Below are 24,904 nucleotides of genomic sequence, written 5' to 3' on the forward strand. Positions count from 1 at the left end.
GGGGAGGCGAGGAACGGACCGGTCCCGGGGGAGGGTGCCCCCGCGGCGAGCGGCGGGTGTACCTGCGCGGAACCGAGCCGGCGGAGCCGTTCTTCGGCGCGGGGGACGACGAGCTGTCCCACGCGCAGGGCTGGGACGTGGTCTTCGGAGGAAGGTTTGGCCGGGGGGTTCTCAATCTCGACGGTGAACCTCACCGCGCCTACCGGCAGGCGCTCGTGCCGCTGCTGCGCCGCAACACGGTGACCTGCCATCAGGGAACCATCACGGAGCTGCTGGAGCGCTCGCTGCTGTCGCTGCCCCTGGGCACGCCGGTGGACCTGCACGCCTTCACCCAGTTGCTGGCCTTCAAGGTCGCCGCGCGTGTGTTCGCCGGGATGGACGAGCACGAGGCCCAGGAACTCCACGGCCTGTTCGGCCAGTTGCGTACACCGCCTGCGGGAGATCTCGGCACGCCCGGCGGGAACGCCGCGGCCCGCCGGGTGGGCCGTGCGCGGCGCCGGGTGCGCGAGCTGCTGCGCGGTGCCGTCGGCCGCCTGGAGCACACCGACGGGCCGGTGCGGCGGCTGCGCGCACTGCCCGATCCGCCGCCGGACGACGTGATCGGGGAGAACATCGCCATCCTGATCCTCGCGGGGTACGAGACCACGGGATACCTCAGCGCCCGGCTGCTGTGGCTGCTGGCCCGCCATCCGGGGGAGCAGGAGGCCATCCGTGCGGAGCCGGGCGACCCTTCGGCTGCGCCGAGGCTGGACGCGGCCTTCCAGGAGGCGGCCCGCCTGCACCCGCCGCTGGCCTGGCTGCCCCGCAGGGCCACCGCCGATCTCGTCCTGGGCGCCACGCGCATCCCGGCCGGCACCGAGGCCTTCTACTCCGTCACAGACACCCAGCGTGATCCGGACCTCTTCGCCGAACCGCATGCCTTCCGCCCCCAGCGCTTTGCCGACGGCGAGCGGCACGGCCGCTTCGCGCTCACGCCGTTCGGCGCCGGACGGCGGATCTGCGTCGGCATCCACCTCGGCACCCTGGAGACGAAACTGATCGTCTCCCGCACGGTCCGTGAGTTTCGGCTCAGTGCCACGCCCGGCCCCTACATCGGCGACCTCTCCTCCAACGGCTCCACTGTCACCCCCGCCGCGCCGCTCCTGGCCCGGCTCGACCGGATCTGCGGATGACCATGAACACGCTCGACCACCCCACCCTCTGCGACGCCTTGCGCGCCCTGGCCCCCCAGTCGTCGGTGGTCTACCCGCGCACCGGCGAACGGCTGGACGCCACCGGCCTCGACACCGCCTCGGCACATGTCGCACACCGCCTGGTGGCGGCCGGGGTACGCCCCGGGGACGTCGTGGGTCTGCTGTCCCCGACCGGCCCCCAGGTCCTCGCGGGTCTGCTGGGCATCATGCGCGCCGGGGCCGCGGCCAGCCTGTTCCCGACCACCGGGGCTGTGCCCGAGCGCGAGGCCCAGCGGCTGGCCCCCGCGGTCGACACCGCCCGGATGCGCCACCTCGTCGTGCACCCGGACTGCGCGGACACGGCGCGGGCCCTCGAGCACCTGCGCCCCGCGCTGACCGTGCTGGACACCGACACGCCCCGCGGGCCGGCACCCGCCGGGCCCCTGCCGCCCGTCGCACCCGATGATCTCGCGGTGGTCCAGTTCACCTCGGGCAGCACGTCGGCGCCCAAGGGGGTGATGCTCACGCACGCCACCGTGCTGGCCGGGCTGCGCGCGATCACCGCCTCCGCGCGGATGAACGCCGACGACGTGATGGTGACCTGGGTACCGCACTTCCACGACATGGGCCTCTTCGGCCCCTTGGCGGTCCTCGCCGCGGGCGGCAGCGTGTACGTGCTTTCGCCGCTGGAGTTCGTCCGTCGCCCGGGCAACGTCCTGCGGCTGCTGGCCCAGACCCGCGCCACCCTGCTGACCGGGCCGAACTTCTCCTACCAGCGCCTGGCCGCCGCGGCCACCCCCGAACTCGCCGCACAACTGGACCTGTCACGGTGGCGGCTGGCCTTCAACGGGGCCGAACCCGTCCGGGCCGACACCGTCGACGCCTTCACCACCCGCCTGGCACCGGCACACGTCGCCCCCTCGACGATGTACCCCGTGTACGGGATGGCCGAAGCCACCTTGGCCATCACCTTCCCGCCCCCCGGCACCGCCCCTCGTACCGTGCACCTGGACCGCCGTCATCTGGCCGACGACCAGCTCGCCGTAGCCGTGCCGGCGGACCACCCCCGGGCGAAGTCCCTGGTCAGCGTCGGCCGGCCGGTCCAGGGCATGCGGCTGCGGCTGGTGGACGCGGCCGGAACGGTGTGCGAGCCGGGCCGGCTGGGCGAAATCCAGATCGCCGGGCCCGCGGTCACCACCGGCTACTACGGGGACCCGGCCGCCACCGCCGAGGCCTTCGACGGCAGCTGGCTGCGCACCGGCGACCTCGGACTCCAGCTCGACGGCGACCTCTTCGTCACCGGACGCCGCAAGGAAATGATCATCGTGAACGGGCAGAACCACTTCCCCGAAGACGCCGAGAACCTGGCCCGCGAACAGCCAGGAGTACACCAGGGCCGGTGCGTCGCCTACGCGGACACGGCCGGTGAACACCTCACCCTCGCCGTCGAGATCACCCCGGGCGGCGATCCCGCCACCGTGACCGGACAGCTCCACCGCATGCTCTCCGACCGCCTGGGCCTGGCCGCCGTACGCGTCCACCCGCTGCGCCCCGGCCGCCTTCCCCGCACCACCAGCGGCAAATGGCAGCGCGACCTGGCCCGTGCACTCGTCGCCCGGGAAGCGGCCAAGGAGTGAGAACGCTGCTGCGCCTGCCGCATGAGCGACAGGCGCAGCACTACGGCACAGGGCGTCAGATCTTGCCGAAGAGGTGGTTGCCGCCGGCGTCCTCGTCCTCGCTCAGGAAGAACTCCTCGATGGCCTTCGCCAGTTCGGCCTCGCTGACGTATCCGTCGCCGTCGAGGTCGATGCGCGCCATCGCGGCCTTGTGGTCCTTGTCCCCCATGCCCAGACCGGTGTGCGCCTTGGCCAACTCCTCACTGTCGAGCTTGCCGTCGCCGTTGGTGTCGCACAGCCTGATGATCGCCTTGGCCACCGGCTCGATGAGCTGCCGGTAGCTCTCCCCCTTCGCGGCGTCCGAGCGCAGCCCGGCCACGTACTCCTCGCGGCTGACCGAACCGTCACCGTCGGCGTCGAGACTCTGCCTCATCCCCTCCCACAGCGCCCGGTAGGCGTCGCTGAGCGCGCGGTACTTCGGCGATTCCGGCGTCTGCGCGAACTCCTTCCCCATGCGGGTGACGATCAGGTCGAAGTCCTCCTGGCTGATCCTGCCGTCACCATTGGTGTCGATGAGGTCGAAGTGCCGGGAGATCTTGCGGGTCAAGACGTCAGCGGACATAGAACGCTCTCCTTGCTGCGATGTGCTGCGAATTGCTGCGGAAACAAACCAGGTCATCACGCAGAGTACATGCATGAACGCATAGCGTCAGCCGGGGAGTTCGCGAACCGCCGCCTGGAACCGGCCGCCCCGGCGCGGACACAACGGCCGCCCGAGGGCATCGACGTCATGGGTGGCGTGGCCGGTGCCGCACGGGCAGGCCACGTTCACCGCCGCGTGGATCGCGAGCTCCGCGTCGTGCACGTCGCACACCCGGCACCCGGCGCACCACCGCCGCACCCCGGCCCGCACCCGGCACCCGGTAAGCCGCCGCCGCACCCCCGCGCCGGGCCCCGCGTCACGGCCGATAACCGCTCTATTGCGTACGCCCCTTGGTCCCTACCATCCAAAGCGATCCGGCGCGCTCCGCACCACGGGCCGGACCGATCGACGGCGTTTGACATGTTCATGCCTCAACTGGACCACCAGGTCACAGCGGCGGCAGGGACATGCGGCTGGACCCCCCACCTGACGCACGGCCACCGACATCGACAACCGATCGGAGCATCATGCCCGGTGCACTTCTCGGGGGCGCCGCGACCGCGGCCTTCCTCGCGTCCTCGCTCTTCATCGCCACACCCGCCGCGTCCGGCATCACCGCACCGCCCGACAAGATCGTGATCGAGATCGCCACCGTCAACGGCTCGGGCTGTCCGCTCGGCACCGCCGCGGTCGCCGTCTCGCCGGACAACACGGCCTTCACCGTCACCTACAGCCAGTACCTCGCGCAGGTCGGCACCGGCTCCAAGCCGACCGACTTCCGCAAGAACTGCCAGCTCAACCTGATCGTGCACGTCCCATCGGGCTTCACCTACGCCGTCGCGAGCGCCGACTACCGCGGCTACGCCCACCTGGAGAGCGGGGCGAGTGCCACCCAGAAGGCCTCGTACTACTTCCAGGGCTCGCCGGACACGGCGAGCAGATCGCACCCCTTCACCGGCCCCTACGACGACAACTGGGAGGCCACCGACTCCACCGACTGGGGCCAGCTGGTCTGGGCCCCCTGCGGCGTGCAGCGCAACTTCAACATCAACACCGAGCTGCGCGCGAGCGCCGGCACCTCCGACCCGCACACCAACAGCTTCATCACCATGGACTCCACCGACGGCGACATCCAGACCATCTACCACCTGGCGTGGAAGGAGTGCCCCGGACAGCGCTGAGCGCACGAGGGGGGCCCGCGCCCCACGCGTGGGCCCCTCGGCGGCGTGCCCCAACGGGCCGCCCGTGTTTCAGACTTCCGGCACTCCCGGCACTCCCGGCCCTCAGGCGCCGCGCCCGCGCCGCCGCAGCACGCGCTTCGCGCCCAGGCAGAGCGCCGTGGCCAGCGCCAGAACCATCGCGCCGAGCGCGAAGTTCCCCGTCTTGCCACCATCACCCGATCCGGTGGAACTCGCGCCCGCCGAAGGCGACTTGGCGCCGCCCTCTCCAAGAGGGACGCGCGCCACCGGGCTGTTCTCGCCCTCCGAGCCGACCATGAGGGCGGCGCCGTCGGGGGTGTAGGTCACCGACTCGGACTGGCGCTGCACCGGCGTGCCCGGCACCGCGTGCCAGTCGCCCAGGGGGTCCCCGCTCCCGCCCTTCCAGGCGTATTCGGCCAGCGCGAAGTAGCCCCGCAGGGCGAGCTTGGTCCCGTCGGGCGAGAACGCGCCGTCGGTCACCCAGGGCACCTCACCGACCTTGCGGAAGACGTTCGTACCGGAGGCCGACAGCGTGGCCGGGCCCTCGTAGAGGTTGCCGCCGCTCTCGCGCTTGGAGGCGATGTAGACGCGGCCGGTCTTCGGATGCACCATCAGCGCCTCCGCGTTGCGCGGCCCGTCGGCGTACTGGACGACGTACTGCGTGGCCTTGACCGTCTGGTCCTGAAGGCGGGCCGGTTCGTGGAAGCGGTAGATCCAGACGTGGCTCCAGGCACCGTCCAGGTTGTCGCCGATGTCGCCCACATAGATGTCGCCGTCGGGCCCGATCGAGATCGCCTCCACATCGCGCGGCCGTCCCACCCCCTCCAGGGTGACCCGCGCGACGGTCCGCCCGGTCTTCGCGTCCACGGCGTACACATAGGGGCCGTCGCCGCTGTCGTTGTGCGTCCAGTAGACCCCCGGGTGGATGCGGCTCGCGGCAAGCCCGCTGGACTCCTTGATCCGGGGATCCTTGATGGTGAACCCACCGTCATCGGCCACCGCGGCCCCCGCCGCCCACACCAGGACGACCCCAGCCATCCCACACACCCTCAGAAGCGAACGCATCCCCCCAGTGTCCCCGGCGACGCCGCCACGCCGCGCCCGCACATCACGAAGGGCCCCCTCGTGCGGGAGGAGGCCCTGAAGACCCGGGGAGGCGATCACGCACCAGCACTCGAGCTGTAGATCGTGATCGGGCGCCGTGAGACGCTGCCCTTCATGATCGCCAAGCTGCAGTGTGTGGTGTTGGACTGTGCCGACGTCGTTGAACTGTCCCGGTTCTACCAGTCGCTTCTCGGCGGCGTAGTGAACCAGCCGGATCCGCGGTGGTCTCTCGACGACGGCTGGGCGACGCTGCACACCGACGGGCTCGTGCTGGCTTTCCAGCGGGTGGAAGACCATCAGCCGCCACGGTGGCCGGATCCCGCTCGGCCTCAGCAGTTCCATCTCGACCTGGGTGTCCAGGACCTGAACCGAGCCCAGGAGGACGTTCTCCATCTGGGCGCCTCGCTGCTCGATGAGGGGGACGAGAAGCGCAGTTGGCGCGTCTTCGCCGATCCGGCGGGTCACCCGTTCTGTCTCGTCCGGGACTGACAGGGACCGACACCTGGGTCGGGGTCGGGGCCTCGGGGTCAGTCACTTCCCGGCCCTGCACAACGTACGCCGAGGTCGGTGCCTGACGCTGTCGGGGATCTTGGCGATGACGGTCGGCCATGCCCTCGACATCCCAGCCCCCAAGGTCCCCGACCTCGTCACCCGCGATCAGCTCTGCGTCTCCTCGCGGCGTCCAGGAGCGGCTGCATCGGGTACGAGGAGCAGCTTGCCGGTGGTACGCCGAGCCTCCAGATCGCTGTGGGCCTGGGCGGCCTCGGACAATGCGTAGCGGCCCGTTATGGCGACCTCAAGCGCCATGGAGCGCACCCACTCGAACACATCGGCGGCCCGTCGGAGCAGTTCGGACCGATCGGCGATGAAGTCCCCGAGGCTGGGGCGGATCAGGGTCAGCGAACCGCCGTGGGCGAGCCGAATCGGATCAAACGGCGGCACGGCACCACTTGCCGCGCCGAAGAGCACGAGATGGCCGCGGGTTCGCAGGCTGGCGAGGCTCGCATCGAAGGTGTGCGCGCCGACGCCGTCGAAGACAACCGGCAGTCCCTGACCGCCGTTGAGCCGCCTCACCTCGGCTGCGAGATCGTCGACCGCAGAGGAAAGGATCACCTCAGCGGCCCCGGCACGCTTCGCCAGCTCGGCCTTCGCCGTGGTCGACGTCGTGCCGATCACCCTGCCGCCGAGATGGGTGATGAGCTGGGTCAAAAGCAGCCCCATGCCACCAGCAGCCGCATGCACGAGCACCGTGTCGCCCCCCTGAACCGGGTAGGCGTCCTTGACGAGATAGTGCGCGGTCATGCCTTGGAGGAGCACGGCGGCGGCTGTCTCGAAGCCGATGTCGTCGGGCAGCGGCACCAGCCGGGAGGAATCCACGACGGCCCGCTCGGCATATGTGCCGGGAATCTCCACCCAACCGACCCGGTCCCCGACTGCGACGTCAGCGACGCCGGGTCCCACTTCGACGACCGTGCCGGCGCCCTCAGCGCCTGGGGTGAAGGGCAGCGGGAGGCTGTACCGGCCTTCGCGGTGGTAGACGTCGAGGAAGTTGACCCCGGATGCGGCGACCTCCACGACCGCTTCGCCCGGACCCGGCCGCGGCTGGTCCACCTCGGCCTCCTGCAGCACCTCGGGGCCGCCCACTTCGTACACCTGAATTGCTCTCATGACCCCTCCAATAGCGGCTTTCCCCCTGCCAACCCCATTGATGGCGATCCGATTCCCGGCAAGCAGAGCAGCCCGTAGCCCCCGCCGAGAGCTCGCCTGTGGGCAAACGATCGAATGGCGACAGGCGCGGCGGACGTCCAATGAACCCGGGCTTTCCGGGGCCCGGCGTGTTCACCGTCACGTCGCCGCTCGGTGTACCGATCGGTAATGATGACCCCCATGCGTTTTCTCTTCGTCGGTGACTCCATGACCATCGGATGCCCCGGCGACTTCACCTGGCGCTACCGCATGTGGCGCCACCTGGAGACGTCCTTCCGCGGCCCGTACGAGATCGTCGGGCCGCGCTCCGCGCTGTACGATCCGGCGGCCGGGGCGGCCGTCTCGGATGCCTACGCCGATCCCGCCTTTCCGCCCGCTTCCCGCCGGCACCTCGCCGGGTGGGGCGAGGGGTGGCTGCACATGGCGCCGCTGATCGGCCCGGCGGTCGCGGAGAGCCGGGCCGACGTGCTGCTCGTCTCGCTCGGCCTGATAGACCTCGGGTTCTACACGGACGCCGACCAGACCGCCGCGAACGTCACCGCGTTCGTCGCCCATGCCCGCGCCGCCAATCCCCGGGTACGCATGGTCGCCCTGCCCGTCATCCCGAACATCAGGGCCCGCGACGACGCCGCGTTCGCCGCCGAGGTGGACCGCTTCAACGTCCTGCTCGCCAAGGCCGTCGCCGACCTCGACACGGCGGCCTCACCGCTGCTGCTGGCGACGGTCCCCGACACGTACGACATCCACGCGGACACCTACGACGGTACGCATCCGGGCCCCACCGGCGAGCACAAACTGGCGGCCGCCTTCGCCGGGGCGCTGCACGGCGCGTGGGAACTGGGCGGCCGCTACGCGCCGTAGGAGGTCCGCTCCCGGATTACGGGGCAGGCGTCTTCGCGCCGCGACGCGCACCCCTCGAACCCCAGCACGTCACGGCGCGAGGGCGAGCTTGCCCCGGACGTGCCCGCCCTCGCTGAGCTCCTGGGCCTTGGCGGCGTCGGCGAGCGGGAACGTCCCGGCGTGCCGGACCCGCAGCCGGCCCGCGGCGGCCAGCCGGGCGTGGGCGGTGAAGACGGGCCGGGGGTCGGGCGTGGCCTCGCCGCTGAAGACGACGCCGGACTCGGCGGCCCCCGGGTCGGCGATGGTGACGATGCGGGAGGTGGCGCCGCCGCGCAGCGCGATCGAGTCGGGCAGCGCGCCCTGGCCGGCCGCGTCGTAGACCGCGTCGACACCCCGTGGTGCCAGGGCGCGTACCCGCTCGGTGAGACCGGCACCGTACGCCACCGGGATCGCGCCCAGTTCGCGCAGGAAGGCGTGGTTGTCCGGGGACGCCGTCCCGATCACGGTGGCGCCCCTCGCCACCGCGAGCTGCGTGCCGACCGATCCGGTCACACCCGCCGCGCCGTGCACCAACAGCGTCTCGCCCGCCCCCAGTTCGAGCAGGTTCAGGACCCGCTCGGACGTCTCGCCCGCGATGGGCAGCGCGACGGCCTGCTCCCAGGTCAGTCCGGCGGGCTTGGGCACGACGTGGGTGGCCAGGGCGTACGCGGCGTACGCGCCGGTGTCGGCCTGTCCGAACACCTCGTCGCCGACCGCGAAGTCCGTGACGCCCGGCCCCAACTCGTCTACCACGCCCGCCAGTTCGAGACCCGGGATCGCGGGAAAGGCCACCGGGAAGAAGTGCCCCATCGTGCCGCCGCGAATCTTGTGGTCGACCGGGTTGACGCCCGCGAGGACCACCTTGACCCGCACCTGGCCCGGGCCCGGCCGGGGCTTGTCCACCGTGGTGAGCGTCAACACCTCGGGTCCGCCGAACCGTTCGTACACGATCGCTTCCATCGCCGCGCTCCTTCGCATCGTTCATCCGCCGTCCTCGGCGTCGTGGACCAAGCGTCCATCGGCCCGGAGCCCGAAGCGGCCCGTCCTATGGCCGGTTCGACCTGGCCGGAAGGCGGGGCGCCGGGGCCCGCCCGGGCCGTACGCTGAGGCGATGGAGCCCCGCACGATCCGCAGCACACCCGCCGACGCCGCCTCGTCGCCCCTCGCCTTCGCGCTCGGGCGGGCCGCCGAGCTGGTGCGCTCCCCCATGGACCGGATCCTGCCGCTCCTGTGCGAAGCCGTCGCCCCGCTGGTCGCGCACACGGTGGCCGCCGAGCTGTCGGGGCAGTGCGCGCACTCGCCGTTCAAGGTGCACGCTGTCACCGGTGCGGGCCCGCGGGTCGGCGTCACCGACCTCCAGACGCTCGGCCCGCTCGTCGAACCGGGCCGCCCGTGGCAGGGCACGGCCGTGGTCGGCGGCGAGGAGCACACCGTGGTCGCGGTCGCGAGCGAGGCCGCGCCGATGGCCGTGCGGCCCCCGCTGCTGGTCCTCGTCCGCGCCTCGCCGGGAGAGGTGCTGGCGCCTGCGGACGCGAGGACCGTCCAGGATCTGTGGGACCTGGTGACCGGCCACCGGGCGCGCATCTCGATCGAGGCGGTGCCCGGCGCGCTCGCCCAGTCCCGCTCGACCGCCGCCGAGCGGGCCCGGGTGATCGCCGAACTGGGTGAGGCCCACGAGGCCACGCTCCTCGCGCTGTTGGGCGTGCTGCGCGGCAAGGGCCTTGAGGACCGCGACGCACGGGCCCGCGCCGTCGACCTCGCGGGGTCCGCCCTGGTCGCGCTGCGCGCCGTGGCCGACCGCGACCAGGAACTCACGCGGGAGCCCGCCGCCGAGGCCTTCACCCGGCTCACCGAATCCCTGACCCCGCTGACGCGCCACTGCGAGGTGCGCCTGGAGTTCTCGCCGCCGGAGGCCGAGACCGCCGAGGTGTCCCTGCCCGCCGAGATCGCGCACCTGGCGCGCGCCGCGGTACGCACACTGGTGCTCGCGATGGCCGGGCAGCAGGGCGTGCGCCGCGTCCACGTCCGCTGGCGGCTCGACCACCGCCAGCTGGTCGTGTCGGTACGGGACGACGGGCCCGGCGAGGTGGGGCACGCCACGCTCGGCACGCTCGGCACGCACCAGGTGTCCGAGCGCCTGGCCGCGCTCGGCGGGGTCCTGGCCGTGGACGCGCTGCCCGGCTGGGGCACCACCGCCACCGTGACCCTGCCGCTGGACACCGCGCCGGCCCCGCGCGTCGACCCGCTGGCCGCGCTGCATCCGCGCGAGGCGGAGGTGCTGGGCCACCTCGCCCAGGGGCACCGCAACCGGACGATCGCGCAGGAGCTGCACATCAGCGAGTCGACGGTGAAGTTCCACGTCGCCAACATCCTGGCGAAACTGGGGGTGAGCTCACGGGGCGAGGCGGCGGCGGTGCTGCACGCGGTGGCGTGAGGCCGAAGGCGCCAGCGGGGTCGCGGGGCCACCCGGGTAGCGGGGCAACCCGGCTCATCGGGCCACCGGGGCCGCGGGGCCGCGCGGGTCGCGGGGCAACCCGGGTCGCTGGTCCGGTGGCGGGACGGGCCGCGTGGCCGGTCGCGGCGCGGTGCCGTTGTCAGTGGCGGGTGCCAGACTCGATCGCGTGAACGAACGGTGGGCCATCGAGGCGACCGAGGGCGGCGGCGCACGGCTCGCGGCCCTCGGGGACGACGGGCTGCCGCTGGGCGGCATCCACGAGGAGGCCGACCTGGTGGCGGCGGTCCGCGCGCGCCCCGGCGCCGCCCGCTGGGTGTGGCGCTCCAGCGCCGACATCTACCCCCGGCTGCTCGCCGGCGGCGTCCGCGTCGAGCGGTGCTACGACATCGAGGACGCCGAGCTGCTGCTGCTCGGCCACGAGGGCCGGCACGGCGAACCCCGCTCGGCGGCCGCCGCCTGGGCCCGCCTGCACCACCGTCCCGTGCCGCAGGACCCACCCGCGCGGGCGGCCGAGCCCGGCGCGCAGTCCTCGCTCTTCGAGCCGCACGGCGCCACGAACCTGCCCTTCGACGCGCTCCTTGAGGTGTACGCGGACCAGCAGCGCCGCCACGAGCGCGCCGAACACCCCGACCGGATGCGGCTGCTCACCGCGTCCCAGTCGGCCGGGATGCTGGTGGCCGCCGAGATGCGCCGGGCGGGGCTGCCGTGGCGGGCCGATGTGCACCGCGCGCTGCTGGAGACGCTGCTCGGCGCGCGGTACGCGAGCGGCTCGCCGCGCACCGGCGGCGGAGGTGAGCCGCGCCGCCTGGCCGAGCTCACCGAGCAGGTGTCGGCGGCGTTCGGCCGCCGGGTCAGGCCCGACCTGCCGGCCGACGTGGTGAAGGCGTTCGGCGAGGCCGGGCTGCGCCTGAAGTCCACCCGGCGCTGGGAGCTGGCCGAGCTCGACCATCCCGCGGTCGAGCCGCTGATCGAGTACAAGAAGCTGTACCGGATCTGGACGGCCCACGGCTGGAGCTGGCTCCAGGACTGGGTGCGCGAGGGCCGCTTCCGTCCCGAGTACACCCCGGGCGGCACGGTCAGCGGCCGCTGGACGACCAACGGCGGCGGCGCGTTGCAGATCCCCAAGGTGATACGGCAGGCGGTCGTCGCCGACGAGGGCTGGCGCCTGGTGGTGGCCGACGCCGACCAGATGGAGCCGAGGGTGCTCGCCGCGATCTCCCGCGACCCCGGCCTGATGGAGGTGGCGGGCCACGACGGCGACCTGTACACCTCGCTGTCCGACCGGGCCTTCTCCGGCGACCGCGACCACGCCAAGCTGGCGCTGCTCGGCGCCATCTACGGCCAGACCTCGGGCGACGGCCTGAAGAACCTGGCCGCGCTGCGCCGCCGGTTCCCCCTCGCGGTGGCGTACGTGGACGACGCGGCCAGGGCCGGCCAGGAGGGCCGCCTCGTGCGTACGTGGCTCGGCCGCACCAGCCCGCCCGCGACCGGCGCGGGCGAGACCGACGAGGCGGGCATCCCCCAGGAGCCGGATGCCCAACTTGGCGGCTCCGGGGGCGAGTTCACGTACGGATACTCTTCGAGCGACGCCCGTGCGCGCGGGCGGTTCACCCGTAACTTCGTGGTGCAGGGCAGCGCCGCGGACTGGGCGCTGCTGATGCTCGCGGCCCTGCGCCGGGCGATCGCGTCCGCCGGGCTCCGGGCCGAGCTGGTCTTCTTCCAGCACGACGAGGTGATCGTGCACTGCCCCGCCGACGAGGCCGCGACCGTGACGCGGGCGATCCGCGAGGCGGGCGAACTCGCCGGCCGCCTCACCTTCGGGGACACGCCGGTGCGGTTTCCGTTCACCACGGCGGTGGTGGAGCGCTACTCGGATGCGAAGTGACCCGGGTGCGGGTGCCGGGGGCCCGGGTGCGGGTGCCCGGGTGCGGGTGCGGGTGCCCGGGTGCGCGAGCCCGGGGCCTCACGTGCGGGCCGTGCGGGGCCGGGCGCGCGGGTCCGGAGTCTCACGTGCGGGCCGTGCGGGGCGGGCGCGCGGGTCCGGAGTCTCACGTGCGGGCCGTGCGTGGCCGGGCGCGCAGTTCCCCGCGCCCCTGGCAGGGTTGATGGCAGGCGCGTTTGCAAGGTCCCCCAGGACCCCAACGGCCCCCCACGAACCCCAGGACCCCACAAACCCCAACGGACCCCACGAACCCCAGGACCCCAACGGATCCCACACACCCCAACGGACCCCACGGACCCAACGCCCCCAACGCCCCCAACGCCCCCAACGCCCCCAACGCCCCCAGGGCCAGGCTGACCGCAAAACCTGAGACTTGTTCACTTTCCATTGACAGGGACCGCCCCCGGGCCCAAAGGTTCCCCCATGACGCCGCCGCCGCGCACGCCGCTGCCCGCCTTTCCGCCCGGGTTTCTGTGGGGGGTGTCCGCCTCCGCGTTCCAGATCGAGGGGGCGGTGGACGCCGAGGGGCGGGGGCCCTCGGTGTGGGACGCGTTCACCAAGGAGGCCGGGCGCGTCAAGGACGGTTCGCACGCGGACGTGGCCACCGACCACTACCACCGCTACCGCGAGGACGTCGCCCTGATGGCCGGGCTCGGCGTCGGCGCCTACCGCTTCTCCGTCTCCTGGCCCCGCGTCCAGCCCGCCGGCACCGGCTCCGCCCACCCCAAGGGCCTCGACTTCTACGACCGGCTCGTCGACGAACTGTGCGCCGCCAACATCGCGCCCGTGCCCACCCTGTTCCACTGGGACACCCCGCTCGCCCTGGAAGAGCGCGGCGGCTGGCTTCAGCGGGACACGGCGGAACGGTTCGCCGCGTACGCCGCGCTCGTCGGTGAGCGCCTGGCCGACCGGGTGCCGCGCTGGATCACCCTCAACGAGCCCGCCGAGGTCACCCTGCTCGGGTACGGGCTCGGCGAGCACGCGCCCGGCCGGCGTCTGGTCTTCGACGCGCTGCCCGCGGCCCACCACCAACTCCTCGCCCACGGCAGGGCGGTTGAGGCGCTGCGGGCGGCCGGGGCGCGTGAGATAGGCATCGCCGCCTCGCACAGTCCGGTCCGTACGGCGGGCGACACCGACGAGGACCGCGCGGCGGCCGCGCTCTACGACACCCTCATGAACCACCTCTTCGCCGACCCGGTCCTCACCGGCGCCTACCCCGACGACTGGGCCGCGCTGATGCCGGGCCCGGTGGCCGAGGACTTGAAGGTCATCTCCGCCCCGCTCGACTGGTACGGGATCAACTACTACAACCCGGCGCTCGTCGGGGCGCCGAGGCCGGACGCGGCCGCCAGCGTGGCCGGGATCGCGCTCCCGCCGGACCTGCCGTTCGGCGTGTACGAGATCGAGGGCCACGAACGGACCGATTTCGGCTGGCCGGTGGTGCCCGAGGGGCTGCGCGAGCTCCTGGTCGCCTTCCGCTCCCGTTACGGCGACGCCCTTCCCCCGCTGTACATCACCGAGAACGGCTGCTCCTACGGGGACGGGCCCGACCCGGCGCGCGGGGGCCGGATCGCCGACGCCCGGCGCATCGCCTACCACGACGGCCATCTGCGCGCCCTGCGCCGGGCGATGGCCGAGGGCGTCGACGTACGGGGCTACTTCATCTGGTCGATCCTGGACAACTTCGAGTGGGCGGAGGGCTATCGGCAGCGCTTCGGGCTCGTCCACGTCGACTACGAGACCCTGGCGCGCACCCCCAAGGACTCCTACGCCTGGTACCGGGACGTCATCGCGGGCGCGAATCCCGGCGCGGCCGGGGCCGGGCGGTGACGGTCGGGCCCGGGGCGAGAGCCCCGGGCGCCGCCGAGCGGGGCGGCAAGGGTGGCGAACCCTGGGCCGGTGGGCGCTGGGTGGGGGCGCTCGCGCTGGCCAATCTCGGGGTGTGGGTGGGCTGGTTCGGCCCGCTGCAACTGCTCTTGGCCCGCCAGGCGCAGCACTTCACCCCCGGCCACAAGGCCTCGACCCTCGCGCTGGTCACCGGGGTCGGCGCCGCCGTCTCCCTGGTGGCCAACCCGGTGTTCGGGGCCCTGTCCGACCGGACGACGGCGCGGGTGGGGCGGCGCGTCCCGTGGGTCGTGGCGGGCGCGGTGGGCGGGGCCGCGGGACTGCTCGTGCTGGCGTGGGCGCCGGACGTGGCCGTGATGACGGCGGGCTGGTGCCTGGTGCAGCTCGCCCTGAACGCCTCCTTCGCCGCGCTGACCGCCGCCGTCCCCGACCAGGTGCCCCACCGGCGACGCGGCATGGTGGGCGGCTGGCTCGGGGTGGCCCAGGTCGGCGGCGTCCTGGTGGGCACGGCGCTTGCGACGGCGGCGGGCGGCATCACCCTGGGATACGCGCTCTGCGCGGCGTTCTCGCTCCTCGCCGTCGTCCCGTATGTGGCGATGCGCCGGGACACCGCGCTGCCGCCCGGCGCACAAGTGCCGTTCTCCCTACGTGAGTTCGTGACCGGGTTCTGGATCGATCCCCGGCGCTTCCCCGACTTCGGGTGGGCGTGGCTGACCCGGTTCCTGATGAACCTCTCGTACTCCATCAGCACGATGTACCTGCTGTACTACCTGACGGACGCGGTGCACTACCGGGGCGACGCCGACACCGGGGTGCTCGTCCTGACCGCGCTGGACGCGGTGACGCTGCTGGCCACCGTCGTGATCGCCGGCGTCCGGTCGGACCGCACGGGCCGGCGCAAGGTCTTCGTCGTCCGGTCCGGGCTCCTCATCTCGGCGGCGACGCTGCTGCTCGCCCTCTGGCAGACATGGACCGGCGCGGTGGTGGCATCGCTGGTGCTCGGCGTCGGCTACGGGGTGTACACCGCCGTCGACTTCGCCCTGCTCACGGACGTCCTGCCGAGCGCCGCCGACCGGGGCCGCGACCTCGGCGTCATCAACATCGCCAACGCGCTCCCTCAGGTCCTGGCTCCCGCGATCGCCGCGCCGGTGGTGACCCGGCTCGGCGGATACGGCGTCCTGTACGCGCTCGCCGGGGCGATCGGGGTCGGCGGATCGCTGCTCGTGGGCCGCATCCGGTCGGTGCGCTGAGCCCACGCCGCCCCAGCGGGAGGCCTTTGGGGCAGCACGGGCGGACGCCCCGGACCACGGGGTCCGGGGCGTCCGTCGCTCTGCTGCCAGGGGATCAGGTGCAGCAGGAGCAGGGGCAGCAGCAGGAGGTGCCACCGGCGGCGACGTCGGCCAGGTCGCCCTCGGAGAGCTCCGCCATGTCGATCTGCGGGGTCTGGGGGATGTGGAACTCGAAGCGGCCCGAGGCGAGACCCGCCTCCCACAGCTGGACCTGGACCTCCAGGTCGCCGTCCGCCTGCCCCTCGGGGACGGTGCGGACGACCACGATCTCGGCGCCCTCCGGGACGGTGAGCCCCGCCTCGGCCAGCGCCGAACGGGGGTCGCTGCCCAGCTTCGCCGCGAACGTCTCGCTCGACCAGGCGGTGATCAGTGCCCGGGTGTAACCATTCACGAATTCAGCACGTGCACGGGGATCCAAAGCCACGGAATTCTCCTTCGCAGAGCGGATGAACAATGCGGGTGGGCGGTGCGGGTCGACAGTTGCCGAGACAATTGCCGAAGCGTTCCTGTCGGCCGGTCGAACTGTTTCCTTGGCGACGTCCATAAATCTGACACGCGTTCGCCTCGGCGCCAAGACCTAAAATGCGATGCGGACGCCTCCCGCCGCAGGTGTACGCATACGTACGGGTCGGGGCCCGGGCGGTCGCGCCGACGGCTCCGCAGCGGCGTCACCACCCCTCGACCCGCCCCCAATTGTTAAGCATTGAGCGGCATCAGGGGTTCCGGTACATTCTCGCAACGGAGCCATTTTGCATACGTAGTGCCGCCAGGCGAGCGGTACGGGGATACGTGTCGATCCGGTGGTGTACGCATTTCCGCAAAGGAGTTTCCGGTGAATCCCAACCTCAAGATCTTCATCACCATCTTCTGCTACATCAGCGGTGTGGCGGGCCTGGTCAGCGCGGTGACGGCGGCGATCCACAAGCCGGTGGAGTCGACCACGGCCATCGTGGCGGGCGTGATCGGCGTGGTGTTCCTGCTGGGCGGTGTGGCGCTCACCCGCAAGCCGCGCTACTGACCCCGGCCACGGGGCCCCCGGGCCCCGCTGCCGGACCCGGCCGCCCGGCCGGACTCGAGGACCACGGTGCGCTGCCCCGGCGCCGTGGTCCTCGGCGTTTCAGGGGGCCTTGGGCCGGGCGTCCTGCTCCGGTCCGCTCCCGCCCGCCCCGGCCGCCGTGCCCGTCGCGACGAAGCCCACCAGCATCACCCACGCCTCCGGGTCCTCCTGGAAACGCCGCCAGCGGTCGGCGGCCAGGGCGAGCGCGGCGAGCGGGAGGCGGCCGTCGGCGACCAGCGGTTCGAGGCGCTGGGGGCCGAGGTGGGGGGCGAAGTCGGCGACCGGGCGGTCGTCGCTGCTGGTGGCGAAGAGCCGCAGGGCCACCTCGTCGAATCCGGCCGCGCGCAGCATCCTGGTCATCCGGCGCCCGACGGTGCGGTCGCCGCCCGCGCCGCGCTGGGCAGCGGCCAACGCGGCGTGAATGGGCCCGAGTTCGGGATAGACGGGTTCGGCAAGTCCCCAGCAGCCGTTGTCCACCTCGATGGTGATGACCCTGCCACCCGGCTTGAGGACGCGGGCCACCTCGGCCAGGGCCGCTCCCGGTTCGGGCAGGTGCTGGAGCACGTACCGCAGCAGTACGGCGTCCACGCAGGCGTCCCGCAGCGGCAGCCGGCCCGCGTCCCCGACCACCCGGGCCGCGCCCCTCGCGGTGTTGTGTCCGAGCAGCGTCTCGTCGATGTCCAGGGCGACGACGTCGAGGGCGGGCAGCTCGGCCCTCAGCCGCCGGGTGACCGCGCCGGGCCCCGCGCCCAGTTCGAGCAGCACGCCGCGTTCGGACAGGCCCAACTGGCGCAGCACGCGCAGCTCTTCGGGGAAGGAGAGGCCGGCCTGGGCCTCCAGGCGGGCGAGTTCGCCGCCGAGGCCGCCACCGGTGGTGTGGGCGGGGTCGTAGGACCCGGCGGGGCGGGCGGGCGCGCTCATCGGGATCTCGCGATCATGCGCATGCCGTGCTTGGGGCGCAGGGTGACCAGGGCCTCCGGCTCCACCGGGAAGCCCTCGACCAGTTCGAGGCGGACCCGCTGGGCCAGCGTCGCGAGCACGAGGACCGCCTCCACCAGGGCGAAGTGCTGCCCGATGCACACCCGGTCGCCGCCGCCGAAGGGGAGGTAGAGGTGGCTGGGCCGCACGGGTCCCGCGAACCGGGCCGGGATGTACGCATCGGGCCGCTCCCAGTAGCGGGGGTCGCGGTGCAGCACCCACTGGCTGACGCAGACCAGGGTGCCGGGCGCGACGTCGTAGCCGTCGATCACATCGGCCGCGCGGGCCCGCCGGGTGGTGAGCCACACCGGCGGGTAGAGCCGCATGGCCTCCTGCACGGCCCGCTTGCAGTGCACGAGCCGGGGCAGGTCGGCGGCGGTCGGGGTGCGGCCGCCGAGCACCCGGTCGACCTCCTCGCGGACCAGGTCCGCCTCGGCGCGGTGCTGATCGAGCAGGTACAGGGTCCAGGTCAGCGACTTCGCGGTGGTCTCGTGCCCGGCCATGATCAGGGTCAGCACCTCGTCGCGCAGCTCCCGCTCGCTCAGCGGGTGCGGGCCGCCGAGCAGGGCGTCGAGCAGGGTGGCACCGCCGCCGCCCGCGACCCGGCGCGCGCCGATCAGGGTGGTGGTGACCAGGCCGAGGAAGGCGCGGGCGCGGGCGAAGTCGCGCTGCCTGCGGGCGGTGTCGTCCGGATCGGGGTCGTCGGGCGGTACGTAGTGGCCGATGCACCGGTTGACGGCGTCGACCGCTTCGCCGAAGCCCTCGCCGATGCCGGTGAGGTCGGCGCCGAGGATCGCCCGCGTCACGATGGTCAGGGTCAGCGCCGCCAGGTGGTGGTCGACGGCGAGCGGGGTGCCCGCCGCGATGGCCGGCTCCCACTGGTCGATCATGGTGCGGGCCGCGTCGGTGATCACGGTGTCGAAGGCCTTCACCGCGCCGGGGCGGAAAGCCGGCGCGCACTGGTGGCGCTGGCGGGCCCACTCCTCGCCGTCACTGGTCAGCAGGCCGTTGCCGAGCAGCGGGCGCAGCATGCGGTCGTCCGGGGTCCGCTCCTTGCTGTAGTTGGCGCCGTTGTCCTTGAGGACGTGGCGGACCAGGTCGGGCCGGTTGAGCAGGTACACGGTGTCCCCGTCGGCCCGATGGCACGTCACATCTCCATGGGTGCGGGCCAGTTCGGTGACGAAGTCGAGTGGAGCCTGCCGCATCCGCTCCAGGTCGACCTGGTCCGCCGGGCCGGGCGGCAGGGTCAGTTGCTCGGGCATGGGACGGACCGCCTGTCCTGGGTAGGGGTCGGTGATTTCCACGCGTACGCGGGAGGTGCCACGGGACGCCGATACGTACGCGCAAACATTTCGCGATACGTAAGAACAAGGGCCGCGCATACGTAAGGTCGCGGGCCCTGATACGTACGGCGCCGGGGCTCGATACGTACGGCGCACCTGCGTCCGGCGGGGCCGGGCGCCGCAATCTAGCGCGGCCGGGTCAACGGGTTCAATACGTCGGTACTGCCGCCCAGAAGTGAAGTATTGGCCTGGTACGGGCCCCGTGGCAGGCTGCCGGAGGGATCAGGATTCAGTGGAAGAGGAGCAGCCTGGTGATCGTCGACGAGGGCAACCCCATCACCGTACGAGGACTTCGAAAACAATACGGAGACCACGAAGCGGTGCGCGGCGTGGACCTTGATGTATTTCCCGGTGAGATCTTTTCACTGCTCGGTCCGAATGGCGCGGGAAAGAGCACCACGGTCGAAATTCTGGAGGGAATTCGCCACCGCAGCGGGGGCGAGGTGACCGTGCTCGGCGAGGATCCGAACCGCGACCGGCGCTCCTGGCGGGCCCGGATCGGCGTGGTGCCCCAAACGACCGGCAGCTACCCGGACTTGACGGTGCGTGAGGTGATCTCGCACTTCGCGGCGTTCTACCCGGCGCCGCTCCCCGTCGACCAGGTCATCGACATGGTCGGGCTCGCCAAGCACCAGCGCAAGCAGAGCCTGGCGCTCTCGGGCGGCCAGCAGCGGCGCCTGGACGTGGCCGTGGGGATCGTGGGCGATCCCGAACTGATCTTCCTGGACGAGCCGACCACGGGCCTTGACCCGGTCGCCCGCCGCGAGGCCTGGGACCTGGTGCGGTTCTTCGCCGACCGGGGCACCACCACCGTACTCACCACGCACTATCTGGACGAGGCGGAGGCGCTGTCCCAGCGGGCCGCCGTCATCGTGGAGGGCCGGGTCGTCGAGGTCGGGCCGCTGGACCAGCTCGGCGACCGCGCGCGGACCCCGGCCACCGTCTCCTTCCAGCGCCCGGCCGCCCTGGACGGCCTGGCGCTGCCGGGCCTGCCGCCGGGCGCGCGGGCCGAGGAGCACGGCAGCGCGGTGAGCGTGCTGACCGAGCAGCCCAGCCAGGTGCTGCGCACCCTGCTCGCCTGGGCGGACGCCGCGAACGTGCCGGAGCTGCCCGATCTGCGGGTGCACCGGCCCAGCCTCGAAGAGATCTACCTGGACCTGATCCGGCGCAACAGCGAACTGGGGGCGTCATGACCACCACCACCGAGCCGTCGGCGTCGGGCCGCCCGGCCACGGCCGCCCGCAGGGCCCCGGCGACCCAGCGCCCGATGCCGGGCATGTGGCGGACGGGGCTCGCCAGGAGCTCCGTCGAACTGAAGGCCTTCTTCCGCAACAAGCAGTCGCTGATCTTCACGCTGCTCTTCCCGGTCCTGCTGCTCCTGGTGTTCGGTTCGATCTTCTCCGGCACCGTCAAGGGCACAGGGACCGACGTCAAGCAGGTGTTCATGGCCGGGATCATCGCGGCCGGCGTGATGAGCACGGCGTTCTCGGGCCTGGCCATCAGCATCGCCATCGAGCGCGACACCGGCACGGTGCGGCGCCTGGGCATCACCCCGATGCCCAAGTCGGCCTACTTCATCGGCAAGTTGATCCGGGTGGTGGTCACCGCCGTCCTGGAGACCGTGCTGCTCGTCGGGATCGCGGTCCTGCTGTTCGGGCTGCCGCTGCCGAGCACCGCGACGCGCTGGGCGACGCTCGGCTGGGACCTCGGGCTCGGCACGGTCGCCTGCTCGCTGATCGCGGTGGCCTACAGCGCCCTGATCCCCAACAGCCGGTCGGCGGCGGCGATCGTGACGCCGGTGTTCATGGTCCTCCAGTTCATCTCCGGTGTCTTCTTCCCGTTCAACCAGCTGCCGTCGTGGATGCAGGGCGTGGCGGCGCTGTTCCCCGTCAAGTGGATGGCGCAGGGCTTCCGTTCGGTGTTCCTGCCGGACTCCTTCGCGGTGGTGGAACCGGCGGGCTCCTGGGAGCTGGGACGCATCGCCCTGGTCCTGGCCCTGTGGGCGCTGGGCGGGGCGGTGCTCTCGGCGCTGACGTTCCGCTGGCGCGGGCCCCGGGTGAACTGAGATGACCACGAGCCCCCAGACGGCCGGGGTGCGGCTGCCCGCCCACCTGCCGCACCCCTTCTCACCGGCGGGCCGCGCCGACCCGGGGCCTACCTACGGCTGGCTGCGGGCCCACGACCCGGTGCACTACGACCCGTTCTCCCGCATGTGGTGGCTCACCAGCCACGCCGACTGCGCGGCCGCGCTGCGCGCGGACGGGCTCTCGGCCGCCGCCGGGCAGCGGGAGCGGGCCAGGAGCGACACGCTGCCGCCGTCCATGCTGACCACCGACCCGCCCGAGCACCAACGCCTTCGCGCGCCGGGCCAGTTGCTGCTCGGGCCCGCCGTGATCCGCGCCCTGGCCGACGTCCTGGGCGCGGACGTGGACGCCCTGGTGGACGGGCTCGCGCCCCGGGCGGACGGCGTCGAGGATGTGGGGGCGCCGTTCGCCACGGCCGTGTTCGGGCGGCTCTTCCAGCTGCCCCGCGCCGACTGGGCGACCTTCGCCGCCCTGGCCCGCGCCGCGTCGGTCAACCTCGATCCGCTGGCCGGGCCCGCCGTGGCGATGGCGGGCCGGGCCGCGATGGGCGAGCTCAGCCGCTTCCTCACCGCGCACGCCCGTACCGTCACCGAAGGGCCGCTGGCCCGCCTTAAAGCGGACACCCGGCTCACCGAGCGCGAGTGGGCCGGCATACTCGGCCTGGCCGTCGTCGGCGGCTGGCAGCCCCTGGCCGAGGCGGTCGGCAACGCGCTGTACTGGCTGCTGCCCCGGCCCGACGCGGTCGCCCTGCTGCGCGAGGGCGACGCGGACGACGCCCGGCTGCTCGTCCAGGAGCTGCTGCGCCTCGAAGCGCCCATCCCCTTCACGGCCCGGGTCGCCCGTGCGCAGGTGGCGCTGCCCGGCGGGACCGTGCCCCAGGGCGGCCGCGTCCTGATCATCATCGGCGCGGCCAACCGCGACCCGGCCGTCTTCGAGCGCCCCGACGAGCTGGTGCCCGGCCGGGCCGCCAACCCCCAGCTCGCGTTCGGCGCCGGAACCCACTTCTGCCTTGCGGCCCAACTGGTGCGCGTGTCCCTGGAGTTGCTGCTCACCCGGCTGGTACGCCGCCACCCCTCGCTCGCCCTGGCGCAGCCGTCCGGTGAGCTCGCCTGGGACCCACGACCCCTACCTCGGCGGCTGCTCGGCTGCCCCGTCACGACAGGGAGCGCCGATGCCCGCTGAGCAGAACGCCGAACAAGCCGCCGAGCTGGCCACCGGGCGGAAAGCGGCCGGACAGATACCGCACGCGGTGATCGTGGCGGGGGCGGGGGCCGCCGGGCTGATGTGCGCCAGGACGCTGGCCGACGCCGGGGTTGCCGTACTGGTCCTTGAGGCCCGGCGCCGCATCGGCGGCCGCATCCGCACCTTCCGCCCCGACGACGGCGGCCCCCCGCTGGAACTCGGCGCCCAGGTCGTGCACGGCGCCGCGAGCCCCGTGCACGCGCTGGCCGGACCGCTGGACGCCGTGCCCCGCACCGCCGACGCCCGCGCCGTCACCGAAGGACGCCTCGCCCAACTCGCCGCGCTCGGGCGCTACGGGCGGGCCCCCTGGGCGCTCCAGCACCGCCTCGCCACGGCCTCCGGCGCCCTTGAGGGCTCGGTCGCCGACTGGCTCGCCACGCACCGCCTGAGCCGCGCCGAGACGCGGGCGGCGAGGGAGTGGTTCGCCCAGCACTGGGCCGTGGACCCCGCGCGCCTGGACGCCCGCGCGGTGGCGGCGGCCCATCGGGGCGACGGCGTGGGGGACGGCGAGTACGCGCTGCCGGGCGGCCTCGACCGGCTCCCGGCCCGCCTCGCCGCCGGGCTCGACGTGCGGCTCGGGATGCCGGTGCGCTCGGTGGAGTGGGCACCCGGACGCGTTCACGTACGTACGGACCAGGGGGAGTTGACGGCGCGCGCGCTCGTCGTGACGGCGCCGCCCGCCGTCGTCGCCACGGGCCACCTGAAGATCGCCGTCCTGCCCGCCGCGAAGAGCGACGCGGCGGCCCGGCTGCCGGCGGGCGACGCCTGCTGCCTCGCGGTCACCTACTCCCGGCCGGCTCCCGTCACCCGCGCCACGCCGACGGTGGTCTTCGACGCGGACGGCGCACGCGGCTTCGTGACCAGCCACCCCGGCCGGCGCCAAGTGCTCGTGGTGGCCAAGGCGGGGGCGGCGGACGCGGTCCGCGCCGCCGCCGCCGACTCCCCCGACAGCGTGGGCAGGCTGCTCGCGCCCGCCCTGCCGTGGACCGCGCGGGCCGAGGTGCGGGGGGTGACGGTGGCGGACTGGGGGGCCTCGCCCTGGAGCCTCGGCGCCTTCACCCACGCGGGGCCGGGCGCCGAGGCCGCCGCCGCCTCCTGGTCCGCGCCGCTGGGCGACACCCTCTTCTTCGCGGGCGAGGCCACGGCGGCCGGTCGCCGCCTTCCCTGGCTGCACAGCGCCCTGGACAGCGGCCTGCGCACGGCCCACGACATCCTCGCGGCGGTACGCCCATGACACACCAGGACCGTGCCGCGGCGACCGCCCCTTCCACCGCCGCCAGCGCCCCTCGCGCCGTGGCGTCCGCCCCGCACACCGGATGGCACCTGTTCGCCTTCCTGTCCGAGCTGACCGGCGGCCTCACCCCGCTCGCCATCGGCCCGCGCCGGCTCATCGCCGTCGAACAGGACGAGCGGGTGCGGCTCTTCGACGCCAACTGCCCGCACCGGGGCGCCCACTTGGGAATCGGCGGCACCCTCGAAGGGGACTGCGTGATCTGCCCCTTCCACGGCAAACGCATCGCCCTGGGCGACCGCGCCAACAGGCGCTGGGCCGTGCGGGAGTATCCCGTACTCCGCTGGGGCCAGGCGCTGTTCACCCGGTTCGGGTCCGACGACGCCGACGAGCGGGGGTTCCCCGAGGCCCTGGCGCGTTTCGCCGCCACCCATCCGCTCGTGCCCGCGCTCACCCGGGCCATCGCCGCGCCCGCCGACCTGATCGTCGAGAACGCCTTCGACGGCGATCACTTCACCGCCCTGCACAAGGTGCCCAAGGTGACCGGGATGCAGGCGCGGACCGGCGAGGCGGGCGAGCTGGTGATCGAGGGCGAATTCCTCATGCAGACCTCGCCCTGGCAGGACGACCGGGCCAAGGAGGAGGTCCGCTGGCAGGCGGTGCGCACCGGCGTGGTCCGCTGGGACTACCGGCCCCGGTTCCTGGCCCGCGCCTTCAGCCCCGGGGTGGTGGTCACGGAATTCGGGCCGCCCGGGCGCACCCATGTCATCGTCACCGCCGCGTCGGCGACGGCTACGGGATGTGTGGCGCGGGTCGCGATCGGCGTGTCGGCGGGCCACGAGGGGGAGCTGGGGATGCTGATCGAGGGCAGCCACAAGGCGATCGGCGAGGACATCTCCATCTGGGAGAACCTGGACCACACCGCCGAGCCCCACTACGACGCGGGCGATGACCCGGTACTGGCGTTCCGCGCGTTCTGCGCCGGCTTCGGGAGGACCCAATGAACCCGGGCCGGCTCCCGGAGGGCCGGATAAACCCGGGCCCACTTCGGCAGGACCGGACGAACCCGGGCCGGCTTGGGGAGGACCGGATGAACGCAGGACCGCTTCGGGAGGCCC

General features: G+C 73.1%; 23 protein-coding genes. 15 read left to right on the plus strand and 8 right to left on the minus strand.

Annotated features, from left to right (window positions below):
* Window positions 1-56: 56 nt before the first annotated feature.
* Together ACFYM2_RS00875 and ACFYM2_RS00880 are read left to right on the plus strand one after the other, a co-directional pair.
* Window positions 57-1,172 carry a cytochrome P450 gene (locus ACFYM2_RS00875; RefSeq protein WP_388832251.1) on the plus strand — a complete coding sequence of 372 codons (1,116 nt, stop codon included), beginning with the start codon at window positions 57-59 and terminating at the stop codon, window positions 1,170-1,172.
* A complete protein-coding gene (locus ACFYM2_RS00880) occupies window positions 1,169-2,809 on the plus strand; it encodes an AMP-binding protein (protein ID WP_388832254.1) in 1,641 nt (546 codons plus the stop codon). The genes ACFYM2_RS00875 and ACFYM2_RS00880 overlap by 4 nt, the downstream gene beginning before the upstream one ends.
* 55 nt (window positions 2,810-2,864) lie before the next feature.
* Here ACFYM2_RS00880 and ACFYM2_RS00885 read toward each other — a convergent pair whose 3' ends face one another.
* Window positions 2,865-3,410 carry an EF-hand domain-containing protein gene (locus ACFYM2_RS00885; protein WP_388459769.1) on the minus strand — a complete coding sequence of 182 codons (546 nt, stop codon included), beginning with the start codon at window positions 3,408-3,410 and terminating at the stop codon, window positions 2,865-2,867.
* A gap of 87 nt (window positions 3,411-3,497) precedes the next feature.
* A complete protein-coding gene (locus ACFYM2_RS00890) occupies window positions 3,498-3,653 on the minus strand; it encodes a hypothetical protein (RefSeq protein ID WP_388459768.1) in 156 nt (51 codons plus the stop codon).
* Window positions 3,654-3,958: 305 nt separating this feature from the next.
* Here ACFYM2_RS00890 and ACFYM2_RS00895 point away from each other — a divergent pair, with 305 nt between their 5' ends.
* Window positions 3,959-4,612, plus strand: coding sequence for a DUF4360 domain-containing protein (locus ACFYM2_RS00895; RefSeq protein ID WP_388832257.1), 654 nt, complete (start codon window positions 3,959-3,961; stop codon window positions 4,610-4,612).
* A 102-nt stretch (window positions 4,613-4,714) separates the two neighbouring features.
* Here ACFYM2_RS00895 and ACFYM2_RS00900 read toward each other — a convergent pair whose 3' ends face one another.
* Window positions 4,715-5,695, minus strand: a complete 981-nt coding sequence (locus ACFYM2_RS00900; RefSeq protein ID WP_388832260.1) for a WD40 repeat domain-containing protein — start codon at window positions 5,693-5,695, stop codon at window positions 4,715-4,717.
* Window positions 5,696-5,848: 153 nt separating this feature from the next.
* Here ACFYM2_RS00900 and ACFYM2_RS00905 point away from each other — a divergent pair, with 153 nt between their 5' ends.
* Window positions 5,849-6,223 (plus strand): VOC family protein, encoded by a 375-nt coding sequence (locus ACFYM2_RS00905; RefSeq protein ID WP_388459766.1) that lies wholly within the window; start codon window positions 5,849-5,851, stop codon window positions 6,221-6,223.
* Window positions 6,224-6,391: 168 nt separating this feature from the next.
* On the opposite strand, the gene ACFYM2_RS00910 is transcribed toward ACFYM2_RS00905, so the two are convergent.
* The gene (locus tag ACFYM2_RS00910) at window positions 6,392-7,402 is read right to left on the minus strand and encodes a quinone oxidoreductase (protein ID WP_358994593.1); all 1,011 of its coding nucleotides are present in this window, start codon (window positions 7,400-7,402) and stop codon (window positions 6,392-6,394) included.
* 219 nt (window positions 7,403-7,621) lie between these two features.
* Here ACFYM2_RS00910 and ACFYM2_RS00915 point away from each other — a divergent pair, with 219 nt between their 5' ends.
* On the plus strand, window positions 7,622-8,302 hold the full coding sequence (locus ACFYM2_RS00915; RefSeq protein WP_358994590.1) for a GDSL-type esterase/lipase family protein: 681 nt from the start codon (window positions 7,622-7,624) through the stop codon (window positions 8,300-8,302).
* Window positions 8,303-8,371: 69 nt separating this feature from the next.
* On the opposite strand, the gene ACFYM2_RS00920 is transcribed toward ACFYM2_RS00915, so the two are convergent.
* Window positions 8,372-9,280 (minus strand): NADP-dependent oxidoreductase, encoded by a 909-nt coding sequence (locus tag ACFYM2_RS00920; RefSeq protein ID WP_388459765.1) that lies wholly within the window; start codon window positions 9,278-9,280, stop codon window positions 8,372-8,374.
* A gap of 151 nt (window positions 9,281-9,431) precedes the next feature.
* Between ACFYM2_RS00920 and ACFYM2_RS00925 the strand changes: the two genes are divergently transcribed.
* The 4 genes from ACFYM2_RS00925 to ACFYM2_RS00940 all read left to right on the plus strand — a co-directional run bounded on the left by ACFYM2_RS00925 (window position 9,432) and on the right by ACFYM2_RS00940 (window position 15,812).
* Window positions 9,432-10,754, plus strand: a complete 1,323-nt coding sequence (locus ACFYM2_RS00925; RefSeq protein WP_358994584.1) for a LuxR C-terminal-related transcriptional regulator — start codon at window positions 9,432-9,434, stop codon at window positions 10,752-10,754.
* Window positions 10,755-10,941: 187 nt separating this feature from the next.
* On the plus strand, window positions 10,942-12,660 hold the full coding sequence (locus tag ACFYM2_RS00930) for a bifunctional 3'-5' exonuclease/DNA polymerase (RefSeq protein ID WP_358994582.1): 1,719 nt from the start codon (window positions 10,942-10,944) through the stop codon (window positions 12,658-12,660).
* 480 nt (window positions 12,661-13,140) lie between these two features.
* Window positions 13,141-14,547 (plus strand): GH1 family beta-glucosidase, encoded by a 1,407-nt coding sequence (locus ACFYM2_RS00935; protein WP_388832265.1) that lies wholly within the window; start codon window positions 13,141-13,143, stop codon window positions 14,545-14,547.
* The gene (locus ACFYM2_RS00940; protein ID WP_388832268.1) at window positions 14,544-15,812 is read left to right on the plus strand and encodes an MFS transporter; all 1,269 of its coding nucleotides are present in this window, start codon (window positions 14,544-14,546) and stop codon (window positions 15,810-15,812) included. Before ACFYM2_RS00935 ends, ACFYM2_RS00940 begins: the two co-directional genes overlap by 4 nt.
* Window positions 15,813-15,906: 94 nt before the next feature.
* On the opposite strand, the gene ACFYM2_RS00945 is transcribed toward ACFYM2_RS00940, so the two are convergent.
* A complete protein-coding gene (locus tag ACFYM2_RS00945) occupies window positions 15,907-16,275 on the minus strand; it encodes a hypothetical protein (RefSeq protein WP_358994576.1) in 369 nt (122 codons plus the stop codon).
* Window positions 16,276-16,683: 408 nt separating this feature from the next.
* Between ACFYM2_RS00945 and ACFYM2_RS00950 the strand changes: the two genes are divergently transcribed.
* Window positions 16,684-16,869, plus strand: coding sequence for a hypothetical protein (locus tag ACFYM2_RS00950; protein ID WP_358994573.1), 186 nt, complete (start codon window positions 16,684-16,686; stop codon window positions 16,867-16,869).
* Window positions 16,870-16,968: 99 nt separating this feature from the next.
* Here the strand turns inward: ACFYM2_RS00950 and ACFYM2_RS00955 are convergent, their stop codons facing one another.
* Both ACFYM2_RS00955 and ACFYM2_RS00960 read right to left on the minus strand, forming a co-directional pair.
* Window positions 16,969-17,829, minus strand: a complete 861-nt coding sequence (locus tag ACFYM2_RS00955; protein ID WP_388832271.1) for a class I SAM-dependent methyltransferase — start codon at window positions 17,827-17,829, stop codon at window positions 16,969-16,971.
* Window positions 17,826-19,148: a cytochrome P450 gene (locus ACFYM2_RS00960; protein ID WP_358994567.1), complete on the minus strand. Its 1,323-nt coding sequence runs from the start codon at window positions 19,146-19,148 to the stop codon at window positions 17,826-17,828. Before ACFYM2_RS00960 ends, ACFYM2_RS00955 begins: the two co-directional genes overlap by 4 nt.
* A 332-nt stretch (window positions 19,149-19,480) precedes the next feature.
* Between ACFYM2_RS00960 and ACFYM2_RS00965 the strand changes: the two genes are divergently transcribed.
* The 5 genes from ACFYM2_RS00965 to ACFYM2_RS00985 are packed head-to-tail and all read left to right on the plus strand — an operon-like array spanning window position 19,481 to window position 24,790.
* Window positions 19,481-20,422, plus strand: a complete 942-nt coding sequence (locus tag ACFYM2_RS00965; RefSeq protein ID WP_358994564.1) for an ABC transporter ATP-binding protein — start codon at window positions 19,481-19,483, stop codon at window positions 20,420-20,422.
* Window positions 20,419-21,294 carry an ABC transporter permease gene (locus ACFYM2_RS00970; protein ID WP_358994561.1) on the plus strand — a complete coding sequence of 292 codons (876 nt, stop codon included), beginning with the start codon at window positions 20,419-20,421 and terminating at the stop codon, window positions 21,292-21,294. Before ACFYM2_RS00965 ends, ACFYM2_RS00970 begins: the two co-directional genes overlap by 4 nt.
* Window position 21,295: 1 nt before the next feature.
* Entirely contained in the window at window positions 21,296-22,495 is a 1,200-nt protein-coding gene (locus tag ACFYM2_RS00975) for a cytochrome P450 (RefSeq protein ID WP_388832274.1), read from the plus strand.
* Window positions 22,485-23,789, plus strand: a complete 1,305-nt coding sequence (locus ACFYM2_RS00980; RefSeq protein WP_388832277.1) for a flavin monoamine oxidase family protein — start codon at window positions 22,485-22,487, stop codon at window positions 23,787-23,789. Before ACFYM2_RS00975 ends, ACFYM2_RS00980 begins: the two co-directional genes overlap by 11 nt.
* The gene (locus ACFYM2_RS00985; protein ID WP_388832280.1) at window positions 23,786-24,790 is read left to right on the plus strand and encodes a Rieske 2Fe-2S domain-containing protein; all 1,005 of its coding nucleotides are present in this window, start codon (window positions 23,786-23,788) and stop codon (window positions 24,788-24,790) included. Before ACFYM2_RS00980 ends, ACFYM2_RS00985 begins: the two co-directional genes overlap by 4 nt.
* Window positions 24,791-24,904 lie beyond the last annotated feature (114 nt).

The sequence above is a fragment of the Streptomyces sp. NPDC006711 genome (genome assembly GCF_042869775.1).
GTDB lineage: Bacteria > Actinomycetota > Actinomycetes > Streptomycetales > Streptomycetaceae > Streptomyces.